Below are 20483 nucleotides of genomic sequence, written 5' to 3'. Positions count from 1 at the left end.
TATTACTTTCCAGTAGCCCATTTTATTAAAATATCTGCCACTTCAGGTCTTGAGAACTCTTTAGGCGGTCTTTTTCCTTCTCTAAGCATTGCTCTAACTTTTGTTCCACTAAGGTGAACATGGTATTCTTTTGGATGTGGGCAGGTTTTTGCAGATGCCATATTTTCACATTTAGTGCAGTAAAAAGAATGTTCAAATTTGAGTGGCTGTATTTCAAGCTCATCTGCAAACTGCTCTACAAACTCCTGAGCCTCGTAAGTTCCGTAATAATCTCCAACCCCTGCATGGTCTCTACCTATTATCATATGTGTTGCACCGTAATTTTTTCTCATAAGCATATGGTGAACAGCCTCTCTTGGCCCTGCATAGTGCATAGAAGCAGGGAGGACTGATAGATGTACCTTTTCTTTATTGAAGTAATTATCAATCAATACTTCATAACATTTCATCCTTACATTTGCAGGTATGTCATCTGGTTTGGTTTCTCCAACTAATGGATGAATCATTACTCCATCCATTGGCTCTAAGGCTGTTTTTATTATGTATTCGTGGGCTCTGTGAATTGGGTTTCTTGTCTGAAATGCAACAACTTTTTTCCAGCCTTTTTTCTTTATATTTTCCCTGACCTGTGCTGGGTCAAGATAGTATTTTTCATCAATGCCTTCTCTTACAGGTCTGTTTAACAGCCTTACTATTTCACCACCTATAAAGTTATTTCCTGCCGTTTTTACAACTTTTACTCCTGGATGTTCTATATCTGTTGTTTTAAATACATTTTTGCAGTAATTTTCAAGGTCAAGGTTGAATTTATCTTCTATAACCATTATAGCTATAGGTCTATTGTGTTTATCGTAAAGGGCTACTTCATCTCCTATTTTTAGCTCATTAAAAGTTTCCTCTGGTATAGGCAGTACTATTGGAATAGACCATAAAAGTCCATTTTTAAGATGAATATTGTTTATTACTTCCTCTGCATCTTCTTTTGTCATAAATCCGTTTAAAGGTGAAAATCCACCGTTTGCTATCATTTCGCAATCACTTACATATCTATCAGCTATTGTTATCTTTTTTAATGTTTTTGCTTTTTCTATAAGCTCTTTTCTTTCTTCTTCTGTTGCTATTTTGTTTATTAATTTTCCGCCGTGTGGTTTTAGCATTATTCGTTAACCTCCAGATATCCTTTTTCTTCTAAATATTTGATTATTTTATTTACGCTTTCTTCAATAGACTCTTTATCTGTTTCTACTATTATTTCTGGATTTTCAGGTTCTTCATATGGATCGTCAATCCCTGTAAAATTTTTTATAATTCCTTGTCTTGCTTTTTGATATAAACCTTTTACATCTCTTTGCTCACAAACTTCCAAAGGACATTTCACATATATTTCTATAAACTCACCATCTTCTACTAAATCTCTAACAAACTGTCTATCTTTTTTATACGGTGAAATAAAGGCTGTTAATGTAATAATACCTGCGTCCACAAAAAGCTTTGCAACTTCCCCAATTCTTCTTATGTTTTCTTCCCTATCTTCTGCAGAAAATCCCAAGTCCTTGTTCAGCCCTGTTCTTATGTTGTCGCCATCTAGAACATAAGTATGAATACCCATTTCAAAAAGTTTTTCTTCAACTGCATGTGCCAGAGTTGATTTCCCGCTTCCGGATAATCCTGTAAACCAGAGTATTGCAGATTTATGCCCTTTTTGCCTTTGCCTATCTTCTTTTTTGATATTCCCTTCATGCGGAATAATAAATTTTTTCTCTTCCATCGCTTCTTCCCTATAAATACAAAATAACTATAATTAACCAAAACTAACCTATTAACTAACCATAACTACTTATCCAACTTTTATAAAAATAACATACAAAATCACAATACATATTATACCATACAGGATAGATAGAGGGAAACCTACTTTAATAAAATCTCTGAACTTGTAGTTTCCTGCACTATATACCATCAAGTTTGTTTGATAGCCTATAGGCGTTATAAAGCTTGCTGAAGCACCAAAAGCAACTGCTAAAATAAATGCAGTTGGTTCAACTGATAGTATATTTGCAGTGGATAAGGCTATAGGAAAAACTATTGAAGCTGCAGCAATATTTGTTACAAACTCGGTTAAAATATTTGTAATAATATAAATACCAGCTAAAGCTCCAATAATGCCAAAAGGTAAAAGAAAATCTTTAATATTTAATGCTATTATTTCAGCCAGCCCTGAGTTTATTATCCCTTTTCCAACAGCTATTGAAAGAGCTGCAATTACTGCAAGGTTTATATCAAGTCCTCTTTTTATTTCCGAATAACTGGAAAATTTAAATAAAACAAATAAAGCTATAAGTAAAATAAGTCCTGTAAATAAAGGTACTATATTAAGCGCAGATAAAAGAATAACACCTATAAATCCAAAAAATATTAAGTTTCCTTTTTTCTTATCTATATTAAATATCTCTTTTATTTTTGAGATTATGTAAAAATCTGTTGTATCCTCTGCTCTTTTCCAGAAGTCCTTACCAGTAAGTAGAAGAAGAAGGTCTCCCGGTTTTAAAACAATTTCTCCAATTTTTCCTTTTAATTTTTCACCATTTCTATGAACCGCAAGGATAGCAGCATCGTATTTTGCTCTAAAGTCTGTTTCTCTAACTTTTTTATTAATCAGTGAAGAGTTATTAGAAACTACAACTTCCACAATATCTATTTTTTCTTCATTTATATTGCAAAAATCTGGTAGTGATAATCCATAATCTGAAGATATTAAGTCTGTTATCGCTTCAGTTTGTCCTACAAAGATTAAAATGTCTCCTTTTTTTATAATTTCTTCAGGGGAAACAGGAGATATTTTTTTATCTTTTCTAACTATTTCTGCAAGGAAAAGACCTTTCAAATTTCTTAGTTTTGCTTCTTTTATACTTTTTCCAACTAATTTTGAGTTTCCTTTAACTATTGTTTCTACTATGTACTCTTTCTTTCTTTCTAAAAATGATTTTAAAGGGTCTTCTCTATCTGGAAGTAATTTATATCCAAAAAAGTATATATATATAAACCCTACAATAGTTGCAGGAATTCCTACATATGCAAAATCAAATATATGAAGAGATTTAACTCCATTTTCAACTGCAAGACCATTTACAACCAAGTTTGTAGAGGTTCCTATTAGTGTTATAGTTCCTCCAAGTATTGCAGCATAAGAAAGAGGTATCAATAGTTTAGATGGTGATATATCCTTTTTTTTACTCCACTGGTAAACATACGGAAGAAGCATAGCAACTATCGGTGTGTTATTTAAAAATGCAGAAACAGAAGATACTGATAAAAACATTCTTCCCAAAAAAGATTTATAAGAAATGTTATCACTTAAAATTTTTGAAAAATAATAGTTAACAATACCTGATTTTTGAATAATATTGCTAACTATTAAAAGAAGCAAAATTGCGGCAATAGAAGGATTAGAGAATCCCGATAAAGCCTCAGTTGGTGATATTATCTCAAACACAACTAAAATAGATACAGCTATAAAAAATACAGCTGCAGGATGAAACTTTTCAGAGTATAGACCCCATAAAAGAAAAACTAAGGTTAATACTACAATTAATATATCAAAAGACATCTGACCTTAAAGCTATAAAGTATGGATTTAATAAGTTTTCTTTGTTGTATTTAAGCTCTGGTAAATTTTTTATATCTTTTAAATTTTGTGTTTTTTCATATTTTACCATTTTTCCACGTGCTGCATTTAAAACTGCATGGGCAGCTGCTGTATCCCATTCCATTGTTGGTGCTATTCGTGGATAAATATCAGCTTTACCTTCTGCTACAAGACATATTTTTAAAGATGAACCTATAGATGTTGTATCTACTTTTTTATACTCATTTTCAAGCATATTAATAAACTCTTTTGTTTCTTCATTTAAATGGGATTTACTTGCTACTACGGTTAAAGAATCGTTAGTTTTAGTTGTTTGATTGTTAGTCAGGTTAGTTTTTGTATTATTCTCTATTTTATAGGCTCCAATGTCCTCTCCACCGTAATACAAAATATCTATGGCAGGTGCATAAACTACTCCTAAAACAGGTTTATTTTTATGAATTAAAGCTATGTTTACTGTAAATTCACCGTTTTTCTTTATAAACTCCTTTGTTCCATCTAAAGGGTCAATCATCCAGAAATATTCCCAGTTTTTCCTCTCTTCATAAGGGATATCTTTACCTTCTTCACTTAAAATAGAATAATCTGAAATTTCCTTTAAACCTTTTTCTATAACCTTGTGTGCATTTTTATCTGCTAAAGTTAAAGGAGATTTGTCATCTTTGTATTTAACTGTGAAATCTGTATTGTATATTTTTAATATCTCGTTTCCTGCTTTTTTAGCGATATCAATTAAATTTTGTGTTAATCGTTCTTTGTTCAAAATAAATCTCCTTTGATGTTTTTTTCTTTACAATCTTATTTTCGAGACTTACTAAATATTTTACCTTGTTTTTGAAAACAAATGTTTTTTGTTTCCACGGCCATCTAACCAACATAATCCTCAAGAGCGAGTGTGTCAAGTTCTGTATAGAGGCTGTTTGAAAAATCCAGTCATAACTACCAACTGCCTGTTTTATCTCCCCAAATATCCTTTTAAAATCTTCAGTGGATAAAGCTCTAGAGTCTGTCCTCTCTCTCTGGTGCATGTAGCGTTTGGTGAGTTTAAGAACTTTTTTGAAGTTAAGACTCTTTACTCTCATAATCCCTAAGAGCTCTGCATGTTTAACAAGATTTCTAAAGCTCATACTTTAGGTATTAACTGGCTCTTTAACTCCCCAAAAGTTCCCTCTTTTATAGACTTTCTTACTCTTTCCATCAGTTTCCCGTAGTAGTGGAGATTGTGGATCGTATTGAGGATAACTGAGTTTACTTCTCCCGAGATGTAGAGGTGTCTGAGGTAAGCTTTTGTAAAGTTTCTACAGGTGTAGCAGTCGCACTCCGGGTCAAGGGGAGTGAAGTCGTTTTTATATTTTGCGGCCTTTATATTAATTTTCCCTTGGCTCGTAAAGAGAGTTCCGTTCCTTGCGTTTCGCGTCGGCATTACGCAGTCAAACATGTCAACGCCACTTTCAACGGCCATAACTATGTCAAGAGGAGTTCCAACCCCCATTAGGTAGCGAGGCTTGTCAAATGGGAGCTCCGGCGCAACCAGGGAAGTTATTCTATACATCTCCTCTTTCGGCTCACCAACGCTTAAACCACCTATAGCGTAACCGTCAAAAGGAAGTTTAGTAAGGAGCTCCACGCACTTAAGCCTTAAATCCTCGTAAACACCACCTTGAACGATTCCAAATATAGCCGTTTTATCCGTTGTCCTTGCGTTGATGCTCCTCTCTGCCCAACGGACAGTTCTCTCCATTGAGTGTTTTGTGTACTCGTAGGTGGCAGGATAGGGAGTGCACTCGTCTAAGACCATTCCGATATCAACACCTATCCTCTCTTCAAACTCAACGACGAACTCTGGAGTAAAGAAGTGCTTTGAACCGTCTATGTGGGAGCGGAACTCTACCCCTTCTTCAGTTATTCTCATTAAGTTTCCGAGGCTAAAAACCTGAAAGCCGCCGCTGTCTGTAAGTATCAGCTCTTTCCAGCCGGTAAAGGAGTGGATACCACCTGCAGACTCAATAACCTCAAGGCCAGGCCTCAGGTAGAGGTGGTAGACGTTTGACAAAACCAAGTGGTAGCCCATTCGTGAAATCTGTTCCCAAGTAACTCCCTTAACTGCTCCAAGGGTTCCGACCGGCATAAAGCAGGGAGTTTCCGTTATCCCGTGTGCTCCCTTTAAAACCCCGAGCCTTGCCTTTCCGCAGGTTTTTAAGACTTGAAACTCCATACCTACTTTTCCAGAGTTGAGATTACAAAAGCTCCGCCGTCTGTAACGAAACAGTCGTCCTCTATCCTAACGCCTCCAAGGCCTGGAACATAAACTCCCGGCTCAACAGTTACGACGTTCCCCTTTTTCAAAACCTCTTTAGATCTCTGAGAGATGGTCGGAGACTCATGAACTTCAACTCCTATTCCGTGCCCCAAAGAGTGGACGAAGTAATCTCCAAATCCCTTACTTTTCAGGAACTCTCTAACAGCTCCGTCAACACTCCTACAGGACTTTCCGGAGCAGAGCTCCCTTATACCCAACTCCTGAGCTTCCCTTACAGCATTGTAAATTTCCCTTATCTGTGAAGGAACGTTTCCGATGAGAAAGGTTCTCGTTATGTCTGAAACGTAGCCCCTGTAAACCGTTCCAAAATCAACGATTACAACATCTCCATCTCTTATCTCTCTTTTCCCCGTCTCCCAGTGTGGAACTGAGGAGTTTGGGCCTGAGGCAACTATCGTTGGGAAGGCCTCTCCCTCACCGCCGAACTTGAGGAACGCAGAGAGGAGCTCCCTCCTAAACGCCAACTCCGTAGTTCCAGGCTTTAAAAGGTGGAGAACGCTCTTTAAGGAGAGCTCTGCTATCTGAACAGCCCTTACGATGTATGAGAGCTCCTCCTCGTCCTTTACGGATCTGAACTCGTTTAAGAAGCCTTCAGACTCTTCTACATTAAACTGTGAAAGCTTTTTAACCGTTGAGAGCTTTATCCTAACTGGGTCAACAATTACGGTTTCTACTCCTTTCTCCTTCAGGAGTTCTAACAATTTCTCCCAGCCTTCCCACTCAAGGACTTTAAACTCCTGAACCTCCCTCTCTGCCCTCTCAATGTATCTACCGTCTGTCAGGAAGAGGGCTCCTCCATCTCCAAAGACAATTGAAACTCCGAAGGTTGAGCGGAAGCGGGTAAGGTAGAAGTTTTCTGAAGGGTCAACGGTAAAGTAGACTTTTTTTCTGTCTTTGACCTTCTGCGAAACTAAATCTACCCTACCCATCAGAGGATATACCTCGTTAGGTCTTCGTCCCTTATTATTCCCTCTAATCTCTTCCTTACATACTCTCTGTCAATAACAACCTTCTGCCCTTTCATCTCAGGAGCGTTAAAGGAAAGGTCTTCAAGGAGCCTCTCTAAAACGGTGTGAAGCCTTCTTGCCCCAATGTTCTCAGCCTTTGTATTGGCCTCTTCGGCGATTCTGGCAATCTCCTCAATGCCGTCTGGAGTAAACTCTATCTCAACCCCTTCTGCTGCAAGGAGAGCCTTATACTGTTTCGTAAGGGCGTTCTTAGGCTCTGTCAGAATCCTTACAAAGTCTTCTTTGGTTAAAGGCTTAAGCTCAACCCTTATCGGAAACCTTCCCTGGAGCTCCGGCAACAGGTCTGAGGGCTTTGCGATATGAAAAGCACCAGCAGCTATAAAGAGCATGTGGTCTGTTCTTACGAGGCCGTATCTGGTAGAAACTTTACATCCTTCAACTATAGGAAGAAGGTCTCTCTGGACTCCCTCCCTTGAAACGTCAGGCCCCCTCGCTCCGCTCTTCGCTGCAACCTTGTCTATCTCATCTATGAAGATGATTCCCTGGTTTTCAGCCCTGTCTATCGCCTCCCTTATTACCTCGTCCATGTCTATCAGCTTCTGTGCCTCTTCCTGAGTAAGGTAACGAAGGGCCTCTTTAACTTTCATCTTTCTAAGTTTTTTAGGTTTTGGAAGAATGGAAGAGAGCATATCTTGAAGATTTTGGATGTCCCCGCCGAGTCCTATAACGTTAACCTTAGGCCCTTCAACTGTAACCGGTATCTCAACTACTTCTTCGTCTAACTTACCCTCTTTCAGGAGTTTCTTAACTCTGTTTCTCTCGTCCCTGAGGCGGGAGCTCTCCCTCTCAACGTCTGTCTGAGGTTTCTGAGGAAGGAAGACGTCAAAGAGGCTCTGAACCGACTGAGACTGCTGAGGTTCTGGAACCATTATCTCTGCAAGCCTTTCGTATGCAAGCTCCCTCGCTCTCTCTTCAACCTCTGCAATCTTTTCTTCCTTAACCATATTGACGGATATCTCTACCAAGTCTCTGATTATTGACTCAACGTCCCTTCCTACGTACCCAACCTCTGTAAACTTTGTGGCTTCAACCTTTATGAATGGAGCTCTGACTAACTTCGCCAGTCTCCTTGCAATCTCAGTTTTTCCAACTCCCGTAGGACCAATCATTATTATGTTTTTAGGGACGACCTCCTCCCTCATGTCCTCAGGTAGCCTCTGGCGGCGCCATCTGTTCCTGAGGGCTATTGCAACTGCCTTCTTTGCCTCTTTTTGACCAACTACGTACTTGTCAAGCTCTTCAACTATCTGTTTCGGAGTAAGAAAATCATCGTTCCTCTCTACGTCTCTCTTTTTGGGTTCGGAGCTCCCAAAGAGTTTCTTAAACATTCGGCCTCCTTAAGGCAATTCTTCAACAACAATGTTCGTATTCGTGTAAATGCAGATGTTACCGGCAATCTCAAGGGACTTATAGACAATGTCTCTGGCAGAAAGTTCGGTATTCTGATAAAGGGCAGTAGCGGCAGCCTGAGCGTAAGGACCTCCTGAACCTATTGCCATGACAGGAATGTCGGGCTCTATAACATCTCCATTCCCAGAAATGAGGAGAATCCTGCTGGTATCTGCAACTAAAAGCATTGCCTCTAGACGTCTTAGAACCCTATCGGTTCTCCAGTCTTTAGCAAGTTCAACGGCAGACTTTAGAAGGTTCCCTCCAAAGGTCTGAAGCTTATCCTCAAACCTTTCAAGGAGGGCAAAGGCATCGGCAACAGAGCCGGCAAATCCGGTAAGAACTTTTCCTCCGTATATCTTTCTAACTTTCCTTGCCCCGTTCTTAAAGACAGTATTTCCCAACGTAACTTGACCATCTCCGGCCATTGCAACCTTACCGTCCCTTAAAACGGCACAGATAGTAGTTCCCCTAAAATCCATCACTCCTCCAACTTAAAACTGACAAGCTGTCTCCGTCTTAAACGGGCTCCAACAAACTGACCTAAAACGGCAACAACTATGAGAAGAGGCGCAAATTTCCAAGGAATTCCAAGGCCTATTCTCAGTGCAATTATGAAGGGTATAGGCAGGTGAACGTAGAGGAACCAAAGAGGTGAAAACTTCCTCACTCCTTCTCTTAGCCAGCCGAAAGGAAGGTTTAAAAGAAATGTAATAAGAACGACAAACATAAGTATTTCCAAAGCTCTAACCTCCGAGAGGTTTTTACGGTTAACAAATTTAGTATCTCTCTACAGAAGTGGCAAAATCGGTTTTCACCACTTGACACGCCGGTAGCGAGTTCCTATATTACTGATCAGCAAAGCTCCCCGGTAGCTCAGCTGGTAGAGCGGGTGGCTGTTAACCACCAGGTCGCTGGTTCGAGCCCGGCCCGGGGAGCCATTTTTTTTATGGCTGTTTCAAACTTCTCCAATGTGTCCTTCCGACTTACCCGCAAAAGAGAAAAGGCAGGGAAAATAAAACTCTCTCTTCCTCCTACCCACCGCCCGTGCACTAAAGAGGGAAAATTTTTTGAAATTGGAACTTTTCAAGGTTCATACTGCTTTTTCATGTGTCCACCCTCCTTGTGGACACTCCCAGAATTACTTCACTGAGACTTTACTGTAAACGAACCTTCCACAGTAAGGACATTTAGTTTTACCCGGTTCAAGGTTTTTAAGGAGCTCCCTATACTCTGCAGGGGAAAAGGTAAGTCCGCATCCTTCGCAGGCTCCGGAGGAAATGTCTGAAAAGACAAGGCCGTTGAACTTCTCTTTGAGCTCTTCAAAACGGCGGAGCTCCTCTTCAGGAATCTCCCTTTTCAGAGACTCAACCTCTTCTTTCACTCTCTCTATCTTCCTTTTTAACTTATCCATTTCAACATCTAAGTCTCTTATCTCTCTTTCTACGGCCTCAATCTGAGGTGTTATTTCTTCTTTAATCTTCTTGTAGGCATCTAAAAGGGCCTCTATCTCTGCCTCAACCTTTGTGATCTCCTGCTTCGTCTTTATTATTTCGTCTTCGTTCTTGGCAATCTGTCTCAGTATCTGTTTAAACTCGTTTCTGCTCTTCACTCTCTCCTTCTGAAGTTTCAGCCCCTCAATCCTCTCTTGCTTATAAGAGATAAAATCTTTCAGGTCTTTAAGCTCTTTCCTTTTTTCCTCAAGCTTTCTGGCAGCAGAGTTCAGTTTCTCATTAAGGTTATTGAGTAATTTCTCCTTCTCCTCTTTCTCTTTAAGGAGCTCTTTAAGCTTCGTAGTAAGTCTTAAGAGTTCAATTTCTCTATTCTGAACTTCAAGTAACTTCTCGTTCAACATATTACACCACCTCAAAGGGGGATTTTTCAGACAGGAGTATAAAATCTACCTGGGGAAAGGCACTTTCAAGTAAACCTTTCAGCTTCTTGTAGAAAAACCTCTCTGTTCCAAAGTGCCCCATGTCAAAAACTGTAAGCCCTAAGTCTTTTGCCTTCATAGCGTCGTGATACTTAACGTCTCCGGTAATGTAAACGTCTACCTTTCCGGCAACCGAGTCTATGAACGAGGCTCCACTACCGGAACAGACAGCTACACTCTTTACCCGAAAATTCGGCAAGTAGTTAACAGCCCTGAAAACATCTTCAGGGAGAAAACTTTTAAGCTTTGAAAGAAGCTCTTCCTGTGAACACTCCTTTCTAAGATTTCCTATAGCGCCGTAGGGGGGATTAAGTGTAATGGGTTTAACATCCTGAAGGTCTAAAAACTCTGAGATAAGGGCCGTTGGTCCAAAAGGTGAAACGTCAAGATTGGTATGGAGGGCGTAGAGGGAAATGGAGCTCCTCACAAGCTCTAAAAGTAGGTTTTGGGGATAGCGGTCAGGAGTAAAAACCTTCAGTCCGGAAATCGTCAAAGGGTGGTGTGTAACTATAAGGTCAACTTTATTCCTTTTAGCCTCTCTTATAACTTCACGGGAAACTGACAGGGAAAATCCGACTCTTTCAACTTCCCCCTCACCACAGCTTAGCTGAAGGCCGGAGTTGTCCCAACTATCCTGCTGCTGAAGAGGAACGAGAGACTCTAAAAAAGCGGTTATATCACTTAACTTAGCCATACTAACTCTCCTTGAGGTGGTAGAATTCTACAAAATTGAAGGGAGAAGTAAACGATGGCTTATAAAGATCTAAGGGAATTCATCAAAAAGCTGAAAGAGGAAGGGGAGCTAAAAGAGATTGACTATCCCGTAAGTTCCTACCTTGAAATTACGGAAATTGCAGACAGAACAGTTAAAGCCGGGGGCCCTGCACTCCTCTTTAAAAACGTTGACGGCGGAAAGATACCGGTTGCAATAAACCTGTTTGCCAGCTACAGGAGAATGGTTCTCGCCCTTGAGGACGATCCAGACTCAATAGGGAAAAGGGCAGCGAAACTCTTAAAACCGGAAAAACCTACCGGGTTTGTAGACAAGCTGAAAAAACTGATAGAGCTAAAGAAAATAGCAGACATCTTTCCCAAAGAGGTAAAGAGAGAAAAGGCTCCCTGTAAAGAGGTGATAGTAAAAGAGCCCGACCTTTCAAAGTTCCCCATTCTCTTCTGCTGGCCTAAAGATGGGGGAAGGTTCATAACCCTTCCACTGGTCTTTACAAAAGACCCAGAAACGGGAGAGAGAAACTGCGGGATGTATCGTCTTCACGTTTACGACAGGAAAACTACCGGAATGCACTGGCACTGGCACAAGGTTGGAGCAAAACACTTCTGGAAGGCAAAGAGAATGGGAATAAAGAAGTTCCCAGTAGCAGTTGCCATCGGGTCTGACCCTGCCGTTATCTACTCGGCAACTGCCCCCCTCCCTGAAGACGTTGATGAGATGGTATTTGCAGGCTTTATAAGAGGAAAACCGGTTGAGATGGTTAAGTGTGAAACTGTTGACCTTGAAGTTCCTGCAAATGCAGAGATAGTTTTAGAGGGCTACGTAGACACAGAGGAGTTCCGGTTTGAAGGACCTTTTGGAGACCATACAGGATACTACTCCCTACCCGATTTTTACCCTGTTTTCCACATTACCTGCATTACCCACAGGAAAGAACCCATTTACCCGGCAACGATAGTAGGTAAGCCTCCTATGGAAGACTGTTACATAGGGAAAGCCACGGAGAGGATATTCCTTCCCCTACTTAAAACTCAACTCCCAGAAATTGTTGACATGTGTTTACCTATTGAAGGGGTATTCCACAACTTTGCCTTTATCTCTATAGACAAACGCTACCCGGGACACGCGAAGAAAGTCATTTCAGCACTGTGGGGAATGGGGCAGATGAGCTTTACAAAGAACATCGTAATTTTTGACAAGGATACAAACGTTCACGACATTGGAGAGGTAATCTGGAGGTGGGGAAACAACGTTGACCCGAAGAGGGACGTAGTCTTTACAGAGGGCCCTGTTGACGCTCTTGACCACACGTCTCCACTACCTTTTTACGGTAGTAAGATGGGTATAGACGCTACGAGGAAGTGGAAAAGTGAGGGATTTCAGAGGGACTGGCCGCCAGATATTGAGATGGATCCAGAAGTTAAAGAGAGAGTTGACAGAATATGGGATAAGCTGGGACTTCCATCCCCTCCTAAGAGGAAAAACCCTTGGAGCTGGGGAGTTTAGGTATTGACAAACTTTATAAAGTTACCATATAATGACCACCGGCCAAGAATAAAGAACAAGCTACGACTTAATCTAAAGGGGGCTTATGCCCCCCTCTTTTAGGAGAGTTCCGAAAGGTCAATTTCATCTCTTACTATACAGTATCTCTTACCTCCCAACCTTCCAACTATGCCTGTTTGGGTTTGAAGGATTTCCGGCCTGTAGTGGAGGGCAACAACTTCCCCTATAAAGACGTCCATCGGAGTTGAACCAAGCTTTAAGTGTTCTCTGAGAACACACTCAAGAGATGCCGGAACGCCCTTTACTTTAGGCGGCTTTACCACTTTTGAGGGCTCCAATTCAACAGAGAGCTCCTCCGCCTCACTCACCTCTTGAGGGAAATCCTTCCCTGAAAGGTGCACCTTTTCAAGAAACTCTTCTGAAACGACGTTAACGACAAACTCTTTTGTCTCCAAAATGTTCCTTGAGGTATCCTTTAAACTCCCGTCTTTTCTCTTACCGACGGAAACAAAGAGAAGGGGCGGTTTTGTCGTTATGGCGTTGTAGAAAGAGAAAGGGGCAAGGTTTACAACCCCTTCCCTTGAAACTGTCGTTATCCAAGCTATAGGCCTAGGAACAACGACGTTGAATATGAGTTTACTTACAAGTTGCTGTGGAGACTCTGTGACGACAACCGTTTCCACTAAGCAACCTCCTCCTTTTTAAGAACTTTAACGTTGAAAGTTAGGGGAACTCCTGCAAGGGGGTGGTTGTGGTCTATCGTTACGGTCTCATCGTTAAACTCAAGGACTCTTACTAAGAAAGTCTGTCCGTCGGGAGTTGTTCCCTGAAGGGTTTGACCTTCGTAGAGCTCTATCCCTTCAAACATGTGTCGGGGAAGGGTTTCAACCAAGTCTTCCCTCCTCTCGCCGTAGGCTTCAGAAGGCTGAAGGGTAAAGGTTTTCTCCTCTCCCTCTTCCATCTGTGAAACCTCTCTCTCAAAGCCGGGAATAACCTCCTCCTGACCAGTTGTAAAGGTAAAGGGCTCCCTGCCTTCTGTCGTGTCAATTACAGAACCGTCGGGAGATGTAAGGGTATACTCCACCGTGTAGCGAAACTTCTTCATGCTTTCTCCTTTTCATGCAGTTTTAAAGAACCACTATACTACAGAACCTGCCGAGTAGAAAACCTCCATTGCAGCCCTTACAGAGTCTCCAAACTTGAACTTGTTGTAGCCGAGCTCTTTCAAGGCAAGCTCTACAACTTCAAGGCCGGTTAAGACGTCAAACTGATCAACGTAACCCATGTGTGAAAGCCTGAAGATCTTTCCCTTCAGGTGCTCCTGTCCCCCGGCTATCGTTATTCCATACTTCTCCCTTGCTATCTTAACGACGTCCTGTCCGTTAATTCCTTCCGGAGAAAGAACTGCAGTTACGCCGTTTGCAGGGCTTTCTGAAAGGAGCTCCAGCCCTAAAGCCCTAACTCCAGCCCTTGTGGCCTTTGCAAGTAGTGAATGGCGCTTTGCAACACTCTCAAGCCCCTCTTCAAGGATCATCTTCAGAGCGTCATTTAAGGCAACAACGAGGTTAGTAGCAGTTGTGTACGCAGTCTGCCCTTTCCCTTGCTGCTTTAGTTCTTTTTTAAGGTTGAAGTAGTAGGCTTTTGGATTCTCAACTATTCTATCTACAGCCTTTTCGTTGAGGGTTATAACGGCAAGGCCTGGAGGAGTCATAAGGGCTTTCTGGGAACCTGTAATGGCAACATCTATTCCCCACTGGTCTGTAGGTATGTTGTAGACACCGTAGGCGGTTATTCCGTCGGCTATCAAAAGGGCTTCGGGGTAATCTTTAAGAACCTCACCGATTCCCTTAACGTCGTGAACTGTTCCCGTTGAGGTCTCACATATCTGAACGAGAACTCCCTTAACGCCAGGGTTTTCTGAGAGAGCTCTCTCCACGTCTTCAAGGTTTACAGCTTTCCCCCACTCAACATTTACAACTATCGGGTTAACGCCGTAAGTTCTGCAGAGTTCTTCCCACCTCTGACCGAACTTTCCACCGACAACGACAACAGCGCTGTCTCCCGGGTTAAAAAGGTTTGAAACAGCGGCCTCCATGGCTCCTGTTCCGGAAGAGGTAAGTATCAAAACCTCCCCTTCCGTTCCCATTACCTTCTTAAGGAGCTCCCTCGTTTCAAGGAAAACCTCCTTAAACTCCGGAGATCTGTGGTAAAGGGTAGGCCGTGAAAGGGCTTCAAGAACCCTTTCGGGAACCATAGTTGGACCGGGAGTAAGAAGTCTTCTCTTTATCGGTTTCAAGGCCACCTCCTAACCAAGAACTTTTAAGAACTTCATTATTATCGTTTTTTCACCGTAGTTGACAAAGAAGGCCGTAACTTTGGCGCTCTCTCCAACTCCATCAACCCTCTTAACAACCCCTTTCCCAAACTTTTTATGGAAGACTATTTTCGGCGTCTTCTTTACAGGTTCAGGTAGAATAGCCTTGAGCTGCTGGACTTTCTCTGAACGCCTCTCAACCTCCCTGATTAAGTGGGAAGGAATTTCAGAAATAAAACGGGAAGGTCTCATAGAGCGGTAGCTTCCAAAGAGGCGGCGCTTCTTTGAATAGGAGAGGAAGAGCTGCTTCTTAGCCCTCGTTATTGCAACGTAGAAGAGCCTCCTCTCCTCCTCAACCTCCCTGCTTGTTTCCGACGACTTTACGTGGGGGAAAGTTCCTTCCTCAAGGCCGGTTACAAACACTACGGGAAACTCAAGCCCCTTTGAGGCATGAACGGTCATAAGTGTAACTCTGTCGTCCCCTCCAATCTCATCCTGGTCTGATGAGAGGGTAAGTGATGAAATGAACTCTAAGTAGAGCTCCTCCCCCTTAAGACCTGTCCTCTCTGCAAACTCCTGGAGGGTGTTTCCGAGCTCGTTTACGTTTTCAAGCCTCTGCTCGTAGTCGTCTGGAAACTCCTTTTTGAGGAACTCTTTATAGCCGGTTGAAACTGTTATGAACTTTAGGAAGTCGTAGGGCGGGAGCTCCCCCATCTTCTCCTTCAGAATTCTCAAGGTATCAAGGAGCTCCCCCAAGGCCCTTCTCTGCTTCTCAAGTTTAAGCTCACCGGAAAGCTCAGAAAGTGCTCTCTCCCAAGACTTTTCCCTCTCTACAATTTTCCTCAGCTTCTCCTCAACTGCGCTGCCGAGCCCCCTTTTGGGAGTGTTGAGAACCCTAAAGAGTGAGATAACGTCGGAGTCAAAAACGGCAAGCCTCAAGTAGGCAAGAACGTCTTTAACCTCCCTCCTCTCGTAGAACTTAACGCCTCCAACTATCTGGTAGGGAATACCCTCCCTTCTAAGGGCGTCCTCAAAAACCCGAGAGAGGGCATTAGTCCGGTAGAAAACGGCTATGTCAGAAGGCTTTAATCCTTTGTCTAAAAGTTTTTTTACCGTTTTGGCAACGAAGTGGGCCTCTTCAAAGTCTGTCTCCCCCCTGAAAAGGCCTATCGGCTGTCCCTTGTGGTTGTCGGTGTAGAGGCGCTTTCCCTTCCTGAGCCTGTTGTTCTCTATTACGGCGTTTGCCGCATCAAGTATGGTTTTAGAACACCTGTAGTTCTTCTCAAGCTTTATGACTTTTGCGTTTTTAAAGTCCCTCTCAAAGGAGAGGATGTTGTCTATGTTTGCTCCCCTCCACGTGTAGATACACTGGTCTTCGTCTCCAACGACGCAGATGTTACCCTTCTCTTCCGTTAAAGCCCTTGCAATTTCATACTGAACCCTGTTTGTATCCTGATACTCGTCTATTAGAACGTACCTAAAGAACCGGGAGTAGTAGTCTTTAAGGTCTTCCTGGAGAAGGAGTTCCCTTCCGTAAACCAAGAGGTCGTCAAAGTCAAAGGCGTTTAACTCTTTAAGCTTTCTGTTGTAGAAGTCGTAAACGGGCTTAAGCCTATCGTAGTAAACTTCGGCAGACTCTAAGGAGAACGTGCCGTTTTTCACGTTGCTTATAACCGATGCGAGGGCCGACGGACTATACTGTTCCGGGTCAAGGTTTAACTCCTTTAGAACCTCTTTCAGAAGTCTCTTCTTGTCGTCTGTGTCAAGTATCACAAAGTTGGGCTTGTAGCCTATCCTCTCTGCGTGGGCTCTTAAAAGTTTTACGCAGAAGGAGTGGAAGGTTGATACAAATACCGGGACTTCACTGCCCAAAAGGGCTTCAACCCGTTCTCTCATCTCACGAGAAGCCTTGTTTGTAAATGTAATTGCTAAAATTCTCTCAGGGGGAAAAGAGAGCTCCTTCACCATGTAGGCTATTTTGAAGGTTATGACCCGCGTTTTTCCCGAACCTGCACCGGCAAGTATTAGAAGGGGGGAATCAAAGTAGAGAACAGCTTCCCTCTGTTTTTCGTTGAGTTTTGAGAGGAGCTCCGTCACAACGTCTCCCTAAGGCAGAAGTTTCGCCAAATTATACAGATAGATCGAAGGGGTAAATTAAGGTAAAAATTAAATAAGCCCGCTGCAAAAACTACGAGGGAAGTTTAAACAGGTCAAAAGAATACTTACTGAACTACGGCTTGTAAACGATAGTTGATATGGCGTGTTTGTAGGCCAGTATGTTTCCTCTGTAGTTTTTAAGCTTTAAGCAGAACCGATCAAAACCTTTAAGTTTTCCCTCTATCTTACTTCCGTTTCTAAAGTAAACTGTAACTTTCTTTCCCAGGGCAGAGCGGAGCTCCCTGCTCTGGACTCCTCCCATTGTTGAACAGGCGATAACCTTGTAACCTAAGTTAACCTTTTCCTCAACCTCTCTCTGCTGCTCCTCTGTAAGGACAGGAGGAGGAAGTGAGGCCATCATACTGGCAGGTCTAACGATAACCTCGTCATCCACTTCTTCGTAGACAACGTCTCCCGAAGACTTAAGGAGCTGAAGAAGGGGCTTAATCTGGTCGGGTCTGACAGAGAGTTCCTCCGCCAGCTCATCTATACTTCCTCTAAACTCTCCCTGCTCCTCAAGGAGTTCTATAAGGGCTATCTGGGCTTCTTCTAAAGTCTTGTTCCTTTTCATTCTTAATCCACGTCAAAGAGAATTGTGGCAACTGCGTGTTTGTAAACTAAGGATTTACCCTTAGGAGCTGTTATAGCAAGTGTAAAGTTGTCAAAGTCCAAAAGCTTTCCCTCAAGCCTTGTCCCGCTTATGAGGAAAATGGTCACATCTTTCCCTAAGAGGGATGTTAAAACCGTATCCTGAAGGGATTTCTTCTTCTTCTCCTTTTTCTCCTCATTCTTCGGGACGTCTTTCCCCTCCCCCATCTTCTCCTCTTCAACCGGTAGAACGTTCTTTTCTTCCGTCTTCTTTTCACAAAGCTTTATGAGGAGGCCTCTCCCTCTCATCGTTTCAGACTTTAAAAAGCCCTCCCCTTCAAGCTCTTTAAGAACTTTCTTTATGAGGTAAGGTGAAGCCCCCGTTAAACTGGAGAGTTCCTCCAACGTTCCGCTGTATTCTCCGAACTCTGAAAGGTATTCCTTTAACCAAACTTTAACTTTTTCTGACTTTGACTGAGAAGACATGTTTCCTCCAGAATTTGTTAAACAGATTCACTGTTCCAAGTTGGGCAGTATTTCCTCCTCAAGGGTTCTGGTATTGAACCTTCCTCTCTTAAACTGCTCAGTCTCTAAGAGTTTAAGGTGAAAAGGAATCGTCGTCTTCAAAGTTCCGTCTACGACAAACTCAGAGAGAGCCCTTCTTCCTCTTTCTATAGCCTCCTCCCTCGTTTCTCCCCAAATTATAAGTTTGGCAAGGAGAGAGTCGTAGTAAACGGGAACAGAATAACCTTCATAGATATGGGTATCTACTCTTACTCCAAAACCGCCGGGCAGAAGAAGTTTCTCTACTTTCCCGGGAACAGGTTTAAAGTTCTCTCTGTAATCTTCACACGTTACCCTAAATTCTATGGCGTGACCCTTCAGTTTTTCTTGACCTAAAACAAGTTTTTCCCCGGAAGCAGCCCTCAACTGAAGGGCTATCAGGTCTTTTCCGGTAACAACCTCTGTAACCGGGTGTTCAACCTGTATACGGGTATTCATCTCTATAAAGTAAAAGTTTTTATCCTTATCAACTAAGAACTCTACAGTTCCAGCACCCTCATAGTTTATATGTTCAGCAAGCCTCTTTGCAGCTTTAGAGAGCTCCTTTCTAAGATCCTCATCAACGAAAGGCGAAGGAGCTTCCTCAACAAGCTTCTGGTGCCTCCTCTGAAGGGAACACTCCCTCTCGCCGAAAGTATAGACGTTACCGTGACTGTCAGCAATTAGCTGTATCTCAATATGGCGGGGCTCTTCTATAAACTTTTCAATGTAAACTTCTCCGCTTCCGAAAGCCGCTTCAGCCTCTGCCATTGCAGTGGCTATTAAGGTCTCTGCCTCGTCAAAGGAGGTGATGAGCCTCATTCCCCTTCCACCACCTCCGTGGGCAGCCTTTACGAGGGCGGGAACGCCTATTCTTTTAAACTCTCTCAGTGCTTCCTGAACACTACGACAGACTCCACTTCCCGGAACTATGGGAACTCCTGCCTCCTGAGCCACCTTCCTGGCCTTCGCCTTATCCCCCATAAGGAGCATCGTCTCTGGTGAAGGTCCAATGAATTTTATACCGCAGGCATTACATATCTCTGCAAAGCCCGGATTCTCAGAGAGGAAACCGTAACCGGGATGAATGGCATCGGCTCCGGAGAGCTCCGCCGCAGCAATTATTGCCGGTATGTTCAGGTAACTCTGATGTGGCTGCGGACCTCCTATACAGACAGATTCGTCTGCAAGGTAAACGTGGAGTGAGTCTTTGTCTGCCGTTGAGTAGACGGCAACCGTTTTAATCCCTAACTCTTTACAACTCCTTATTATCCTTACGGCTATTTCACCTCTGTTTGCAATAAGAACTTTCCTAAACATACACAGTCCTACTTAGGTTCTATGTAGAAGAGTGGCTGACCAAACTCAACAGGCTGGCCGTTTTCAACTAATATTTTTCTAACGATTCCTGAAACTTCAGACTCAATCTCGTTCATCACTTTGAGGGCTTCAATTATACACAGGGTCTGCCCTTTTTCAACGTAATCTCCCTCCTTTACAAAAGGCTCTGCGCCGGGAGCGGGCGTCCTGTAGAAAGTTCCGACCATAGGAGATTCAACAACGTAATAGTTCTCCTCAGGCTGGACTTCCTCTACAGGGGGAGGTTCTGAGACCAAAGAGGGTTGTGGAGGAAGTGAAACTGTCCCACCTTCCCTTTTAAACTTTACTTTTATTTTTAACCCTTCAGCTTCTACTTCAAGCTCCTCTACGGAAGTATTTTCAAGGCTCTTAAGGAGCTCCCTTACCTTCTCTATATCGGCCAACTGTTCCTCCTACTTAACGTTTACCCTCTCTATGTACTCACCGGTTTCAGGGTTTACTCTTACCATATCTCCAACGTTAATGAACATTGGAACCTGAACAACAGCTCCCGTTTCAAGTGTAGCAGGTTTTGTAACGTTTGAGACGGTATCTCCCTTAAATCCCGGCTCCGTATCTACAACCTCTAAGACAATGCTCTTTGGAAGCTTTACAGATATTGCCTCTCCCTTGTAGAACTGAACAATTACCGGAGTGTTTTCCTTCAAAAACTTCGCCCTATCGCCTAAGGCGGCAGCAGGAACTCCCACCTGTTCGTAGGTTCTTGAGTCCATAAAGTAGTAGTAGTCTCCATCGTTGTATATGTATTCCATCTCCCTCTCTTCAAAGTCGGCAAGTTCCAACTTTTCACCAACCTTGTAAGTTTTCTCAACAACGTTTCCCGTTTTCAGGTTTTTCAACTTTATCCTTGCAAACGCCTGTCCCTTTCCAGGTTTAACGTGCTGGTAGTCTATGATTTCGTATGGAGCTCCCTCTATTTCCAACTTCATTCCTTTTGCGATTTGATTTA

At 42.6% G+C, this 20483-nt stretch carries 21 protein-coding genes and 1 tRNA gene; 2 read left to right on the top strand and 20 right to left on the bottom strand.

The window, feature by feature from the left end:
- Positions 1-2: 2 nt before the first annotated feature.
- The 9 genes from sat to ACZ424_RS07105 form a co-directional block, all read right to left on the bottom strand.
- A complete protein-coding gene (sat, locus tag ACZ424_RS07145) occupies positions 3-1157 on the bottom strand; it encodes a sulfate adenylyltransferase (protein ID WP_464904292.1) in 1155 nt (384 codons plus the stop codon).
- The gene (cysC, locus tag ACZ424_RS07140; RefSeq protein WP_464904291.1) at positions 1157-1768 is read right to left on the bottom strand and encodes an adenylyl-sulfate kinase; all 612 of its coding nucleotides are present in this window, start codon (positions 1766-1768) and stop codon (positions 1157-1159) included. Before cysC ends, sat begins: the two co-directional genes overlap by 1 nt.
- 69 nt (positions 1769-1837) lie before the next feature.
- Positions 1838-3607 carry an SLC13 family permease gene (locus ACZ424_RS07135; protein ID WP_464904290.1) on the bottom strand — a complete coding sequence of 590 codons (1770 nt, stop codon included), beginning with the start codon at positions 3605-3607 and terminating at the stop codon, positions 1838-1840.
- Positions 3597-4409, bottom strand: a complete 813-nt coding sequence (gene cysQ, locus ACZ424_RS07130; RefSeq protein ID WP_464904289.1) for a 3'(2'),5'-bisphosphate nucleotidase CysQ — start codon at positions 4407-4409, stop codon at positions 3597-3599. The genes ACZ424_RS07135 and cysQ overlap by 11 nt, the downstream gene beginning before the upstream one ends.
- A 360-nt stretch (positions 4410-4769) precedes the next feature.
- Positions 4770-5861: a tRNA guanosine(34) transglycosylase Tgt gene (gene tgt, locus ACZ424_RS07125; protein ID WP_464904288.1), complete on the bottom strand. Its 1092-nt coding sequence runs from the start codon at positions 5859-5861 to the stop codon at positions 4770-4772.
- Between the two features lie 2 nt (positions 5862-5863).
- On the bottom strand, positions 5864-6895 hold the full coding sequence (locus tag ACZ424_RS07120; protein WP_464904287.1) for a M24 family metallopeptidase: 1032 nt from the start codon (positions 6893-6895) through the stop codon (positions 5864-5866).
- The gene (gene hslU, locus ACZ424_RS07115; protein WP_464904286.1) at positions 6895-8322 is read right to left on the bottom strand and encodes an ATP-dependent protease ATPase subunit HslU; all 1428 of its coding nucleotides are present in this window, start codon (positions 8320-8322) and stop codon (positions 6895-6897) included. The genes ACZ424_RS07120 and hslU overlap by 1 nt, the downstream gene beginning before the upstream one ends.
- Positions 8323-8331: 9 nt before the next feature.
- On the bottom strand, positions 8332-8865 hold the full coding sequence (gene hslV, locus ACZ424_RS07110; protein ID WP_464904285.1) for an ATP-dependent protease subunit HslV: 534 nt from the start codon (positions 8863-8865) through the stop codon (positions 8332-8334).
- A complete protein-coding gene (locus ACZ424_RS07105; RefSeq protein WP_464904284.1) occupies positions 8865-9125 on the bottom strand; it encodes a hypothetical protein in 261 nt (86 codons plus the stop codon). Before ACZ424_RS07105 ends, hslV begins: the two co-directional genes overlap by 1 nt.
- A gap of 123 nt (positions 9126-9248) precedes the next feature.
- Here ACZ424_RS07105 and ACZ424_RS07100 point away from each other — a divergent pair.
- Positions 9249-9324, top strand: a tRNA-Asn gene (locus tag ACZ424_RS07100).
- A gap of 200 nt (positions 9325-9524) precedes the next feature.
- On the opposite strand, the gene ACZ424_RS07095 is transcribed toward ACZ424_RS07100, so the two are convergent.
- Both ACZ424_RS07095 and ACZ424_RS07090 read right to left on the bottom strand, forming a co-directional pair.
- Positions 9525-10238 (bottom strand): zinc ribbon domain-containing protein, encoded by a 714-nt coding sequence (locus ACZ424_RS07095; RefSeq protein ID WP_464904283.1) that lies wholly within the window; start codon positions 10236-10238, stop codon positions 9525-9527.
- Between the two features lies 1 nt (position 10239).
- A complete protein-coding gene (locus ACZ424_RS07090) occupies positions 10240-11010 on the bottom strand; it encodes a Nif3-like dinuclear metal center hexameric protein (protein ID WP_464904282.1) in 771 nt (256 codons plus the stop codon).
- A 54-nt stretch (positions 11011-11064) separates the two neighbouring features.
- Between ACZ424_RS07090 and ACZ424_RS07085 the strand changes: the two genes are divergently transcribed.
- Positions 11065-12552 carry a menaquinone biosynthesis decarboxylase gene (locus tag ACZ424_RS07085; RefSeq protein WP_464904281.1) on the top strand — a complete coding sequence of 496 codons (1488 nt, stop codon included), beginning with the start codon at positions 11065-11067 and terminating at the stop codon, positions 12550-12552.
- A gap of 98 nt (positions 12553-12650) precedes the next feature.
- Here the strand turns inward: ACZ424_RS07085 and ACZ424_RS07080 are convergent, their stop codons facing one another.
- The 9 genes from ACZ424_RS07080 to efp all read right to left on the bottom strand — a co-directional run bounded on the left by ACZ424_RS07080 (position 12651) and on the right by efp (position 20463).
- A complete protein-coding gene (locus ACZ424_RS07080; protein WP_464904280.1) occupies positions 12651-13235 on the bottom strand; it encodes a flavin reductase family protein in 585 nt (194 codons plus the stop codon).
- Positions 13235-13657 (bottom strand): FKBP-type peptidyl-prolyl cis-trans isomerase, encoded by a 423-nt coding sequence (locus ACZ424_RS07075; RefSeq protein ID WP_464904279.1) that lies wholly within the window; start codon positions 13655-13657, stop codon positions 13235-13237. The genes ACZ424_RS07080 and ACZ424_RS07075 overlap by 1 nt, the downstream gene beginning before the upstream one ends.
- Positions 13658-13690: 33 nt before the next feature.
- A complete protein-coding gene (locus tag ACZ424_RS07070; protein ID WP_464904278.1) occupies positions 13691-14848 on the bottom strand; it encodes a pyridoxal-phosphate-dependent aminotransferase family protein in 1158 nt (385 codons plus the stop codon).
- 9 nt (positions 14849-14857) lie between these two features.
- Positions 14858-16963: an ATP-dependent helicase gene (locus ACZ424_RS07065; RefSeq protein ID WP_464904277.1), complete on the bottom strand. Its 2106-nt coding sequence runs from the start codon at positions 16961-16963 to the stop codon at positions 14858-14860.
- Between the two features lie 133 nt (positions 16964-17096).
- Positions 17097-17594 (bottom strand): RNA chaperone Hfq, encoded by a 498-nt coding sequence (locus ACZ424_RS07060; RefSeq protein ID WP_464904276.1) that lies wholly within the window; start codon positions 17592-17594, stop codon positions 17097-17099.
- A 2-nt stretch (positions 17595-17596) separates the two neighbouring features.
- On the bottom strand, positions 17597-18097 hold the full coding sequence (locus ACZ424_RS07055) for an RNA chaperone Hfq (RefSeq protein ID WP_464904275.1): 501 nt from the start codon (positions 18095-18097) through the stop codon (positions 17597-17599).
- Between the two features lie 27 nt (positions 18098-18124).
- Positions 18125-19474 carry an acetyl-CoA carboxylase biotin carboxylase subunit gene (gene accC / locus ACZ424_RS07050; protein WP_464904274.1) on the bottom strand — a complete coding sequence of 450 codons (1350 nt, stop codon included), beginning with the start codon at positions 19472-19474 and terminating at the stop codon, positions 18125-18127.
- 8 nt (positions 19475-19482) lie between these two features.
- Positions 19483-19917: an acetyl-CoA carboxylase biotin carboxyl carrier protein gene (gene accB / locus ACZ424_RS07045; protein WP_464904273.1), complete on the bottom strand. Its 435-nt coding sequence runs from the start codon at positions 19915-19917 to the stop codon at positions 19483-19485.
- Between the two features lie 9 nt (positions 19918-19926).
- On the bottom strand, positions 19927-20463 hold the full coding sequence (gene efp, locus ACZ424_RS07040) for an elongation factor P (RefSeq protein ID WP_464905222.1): 537 nt from the start codon (positions 20461-20463) through the stop codon (positions 19927-19929).
- Between the last annotated feature and the right edge of the window lie 20 nt (positions 20464-20483).

Source organism: Thermovibrio ruber (assembly GCF_055380895.1).
The sequence above is the reverse complement of the archived record's forward strand: the minus strand, read 5'-3'. Positions and strand labels throughout refer to the sequence as shown.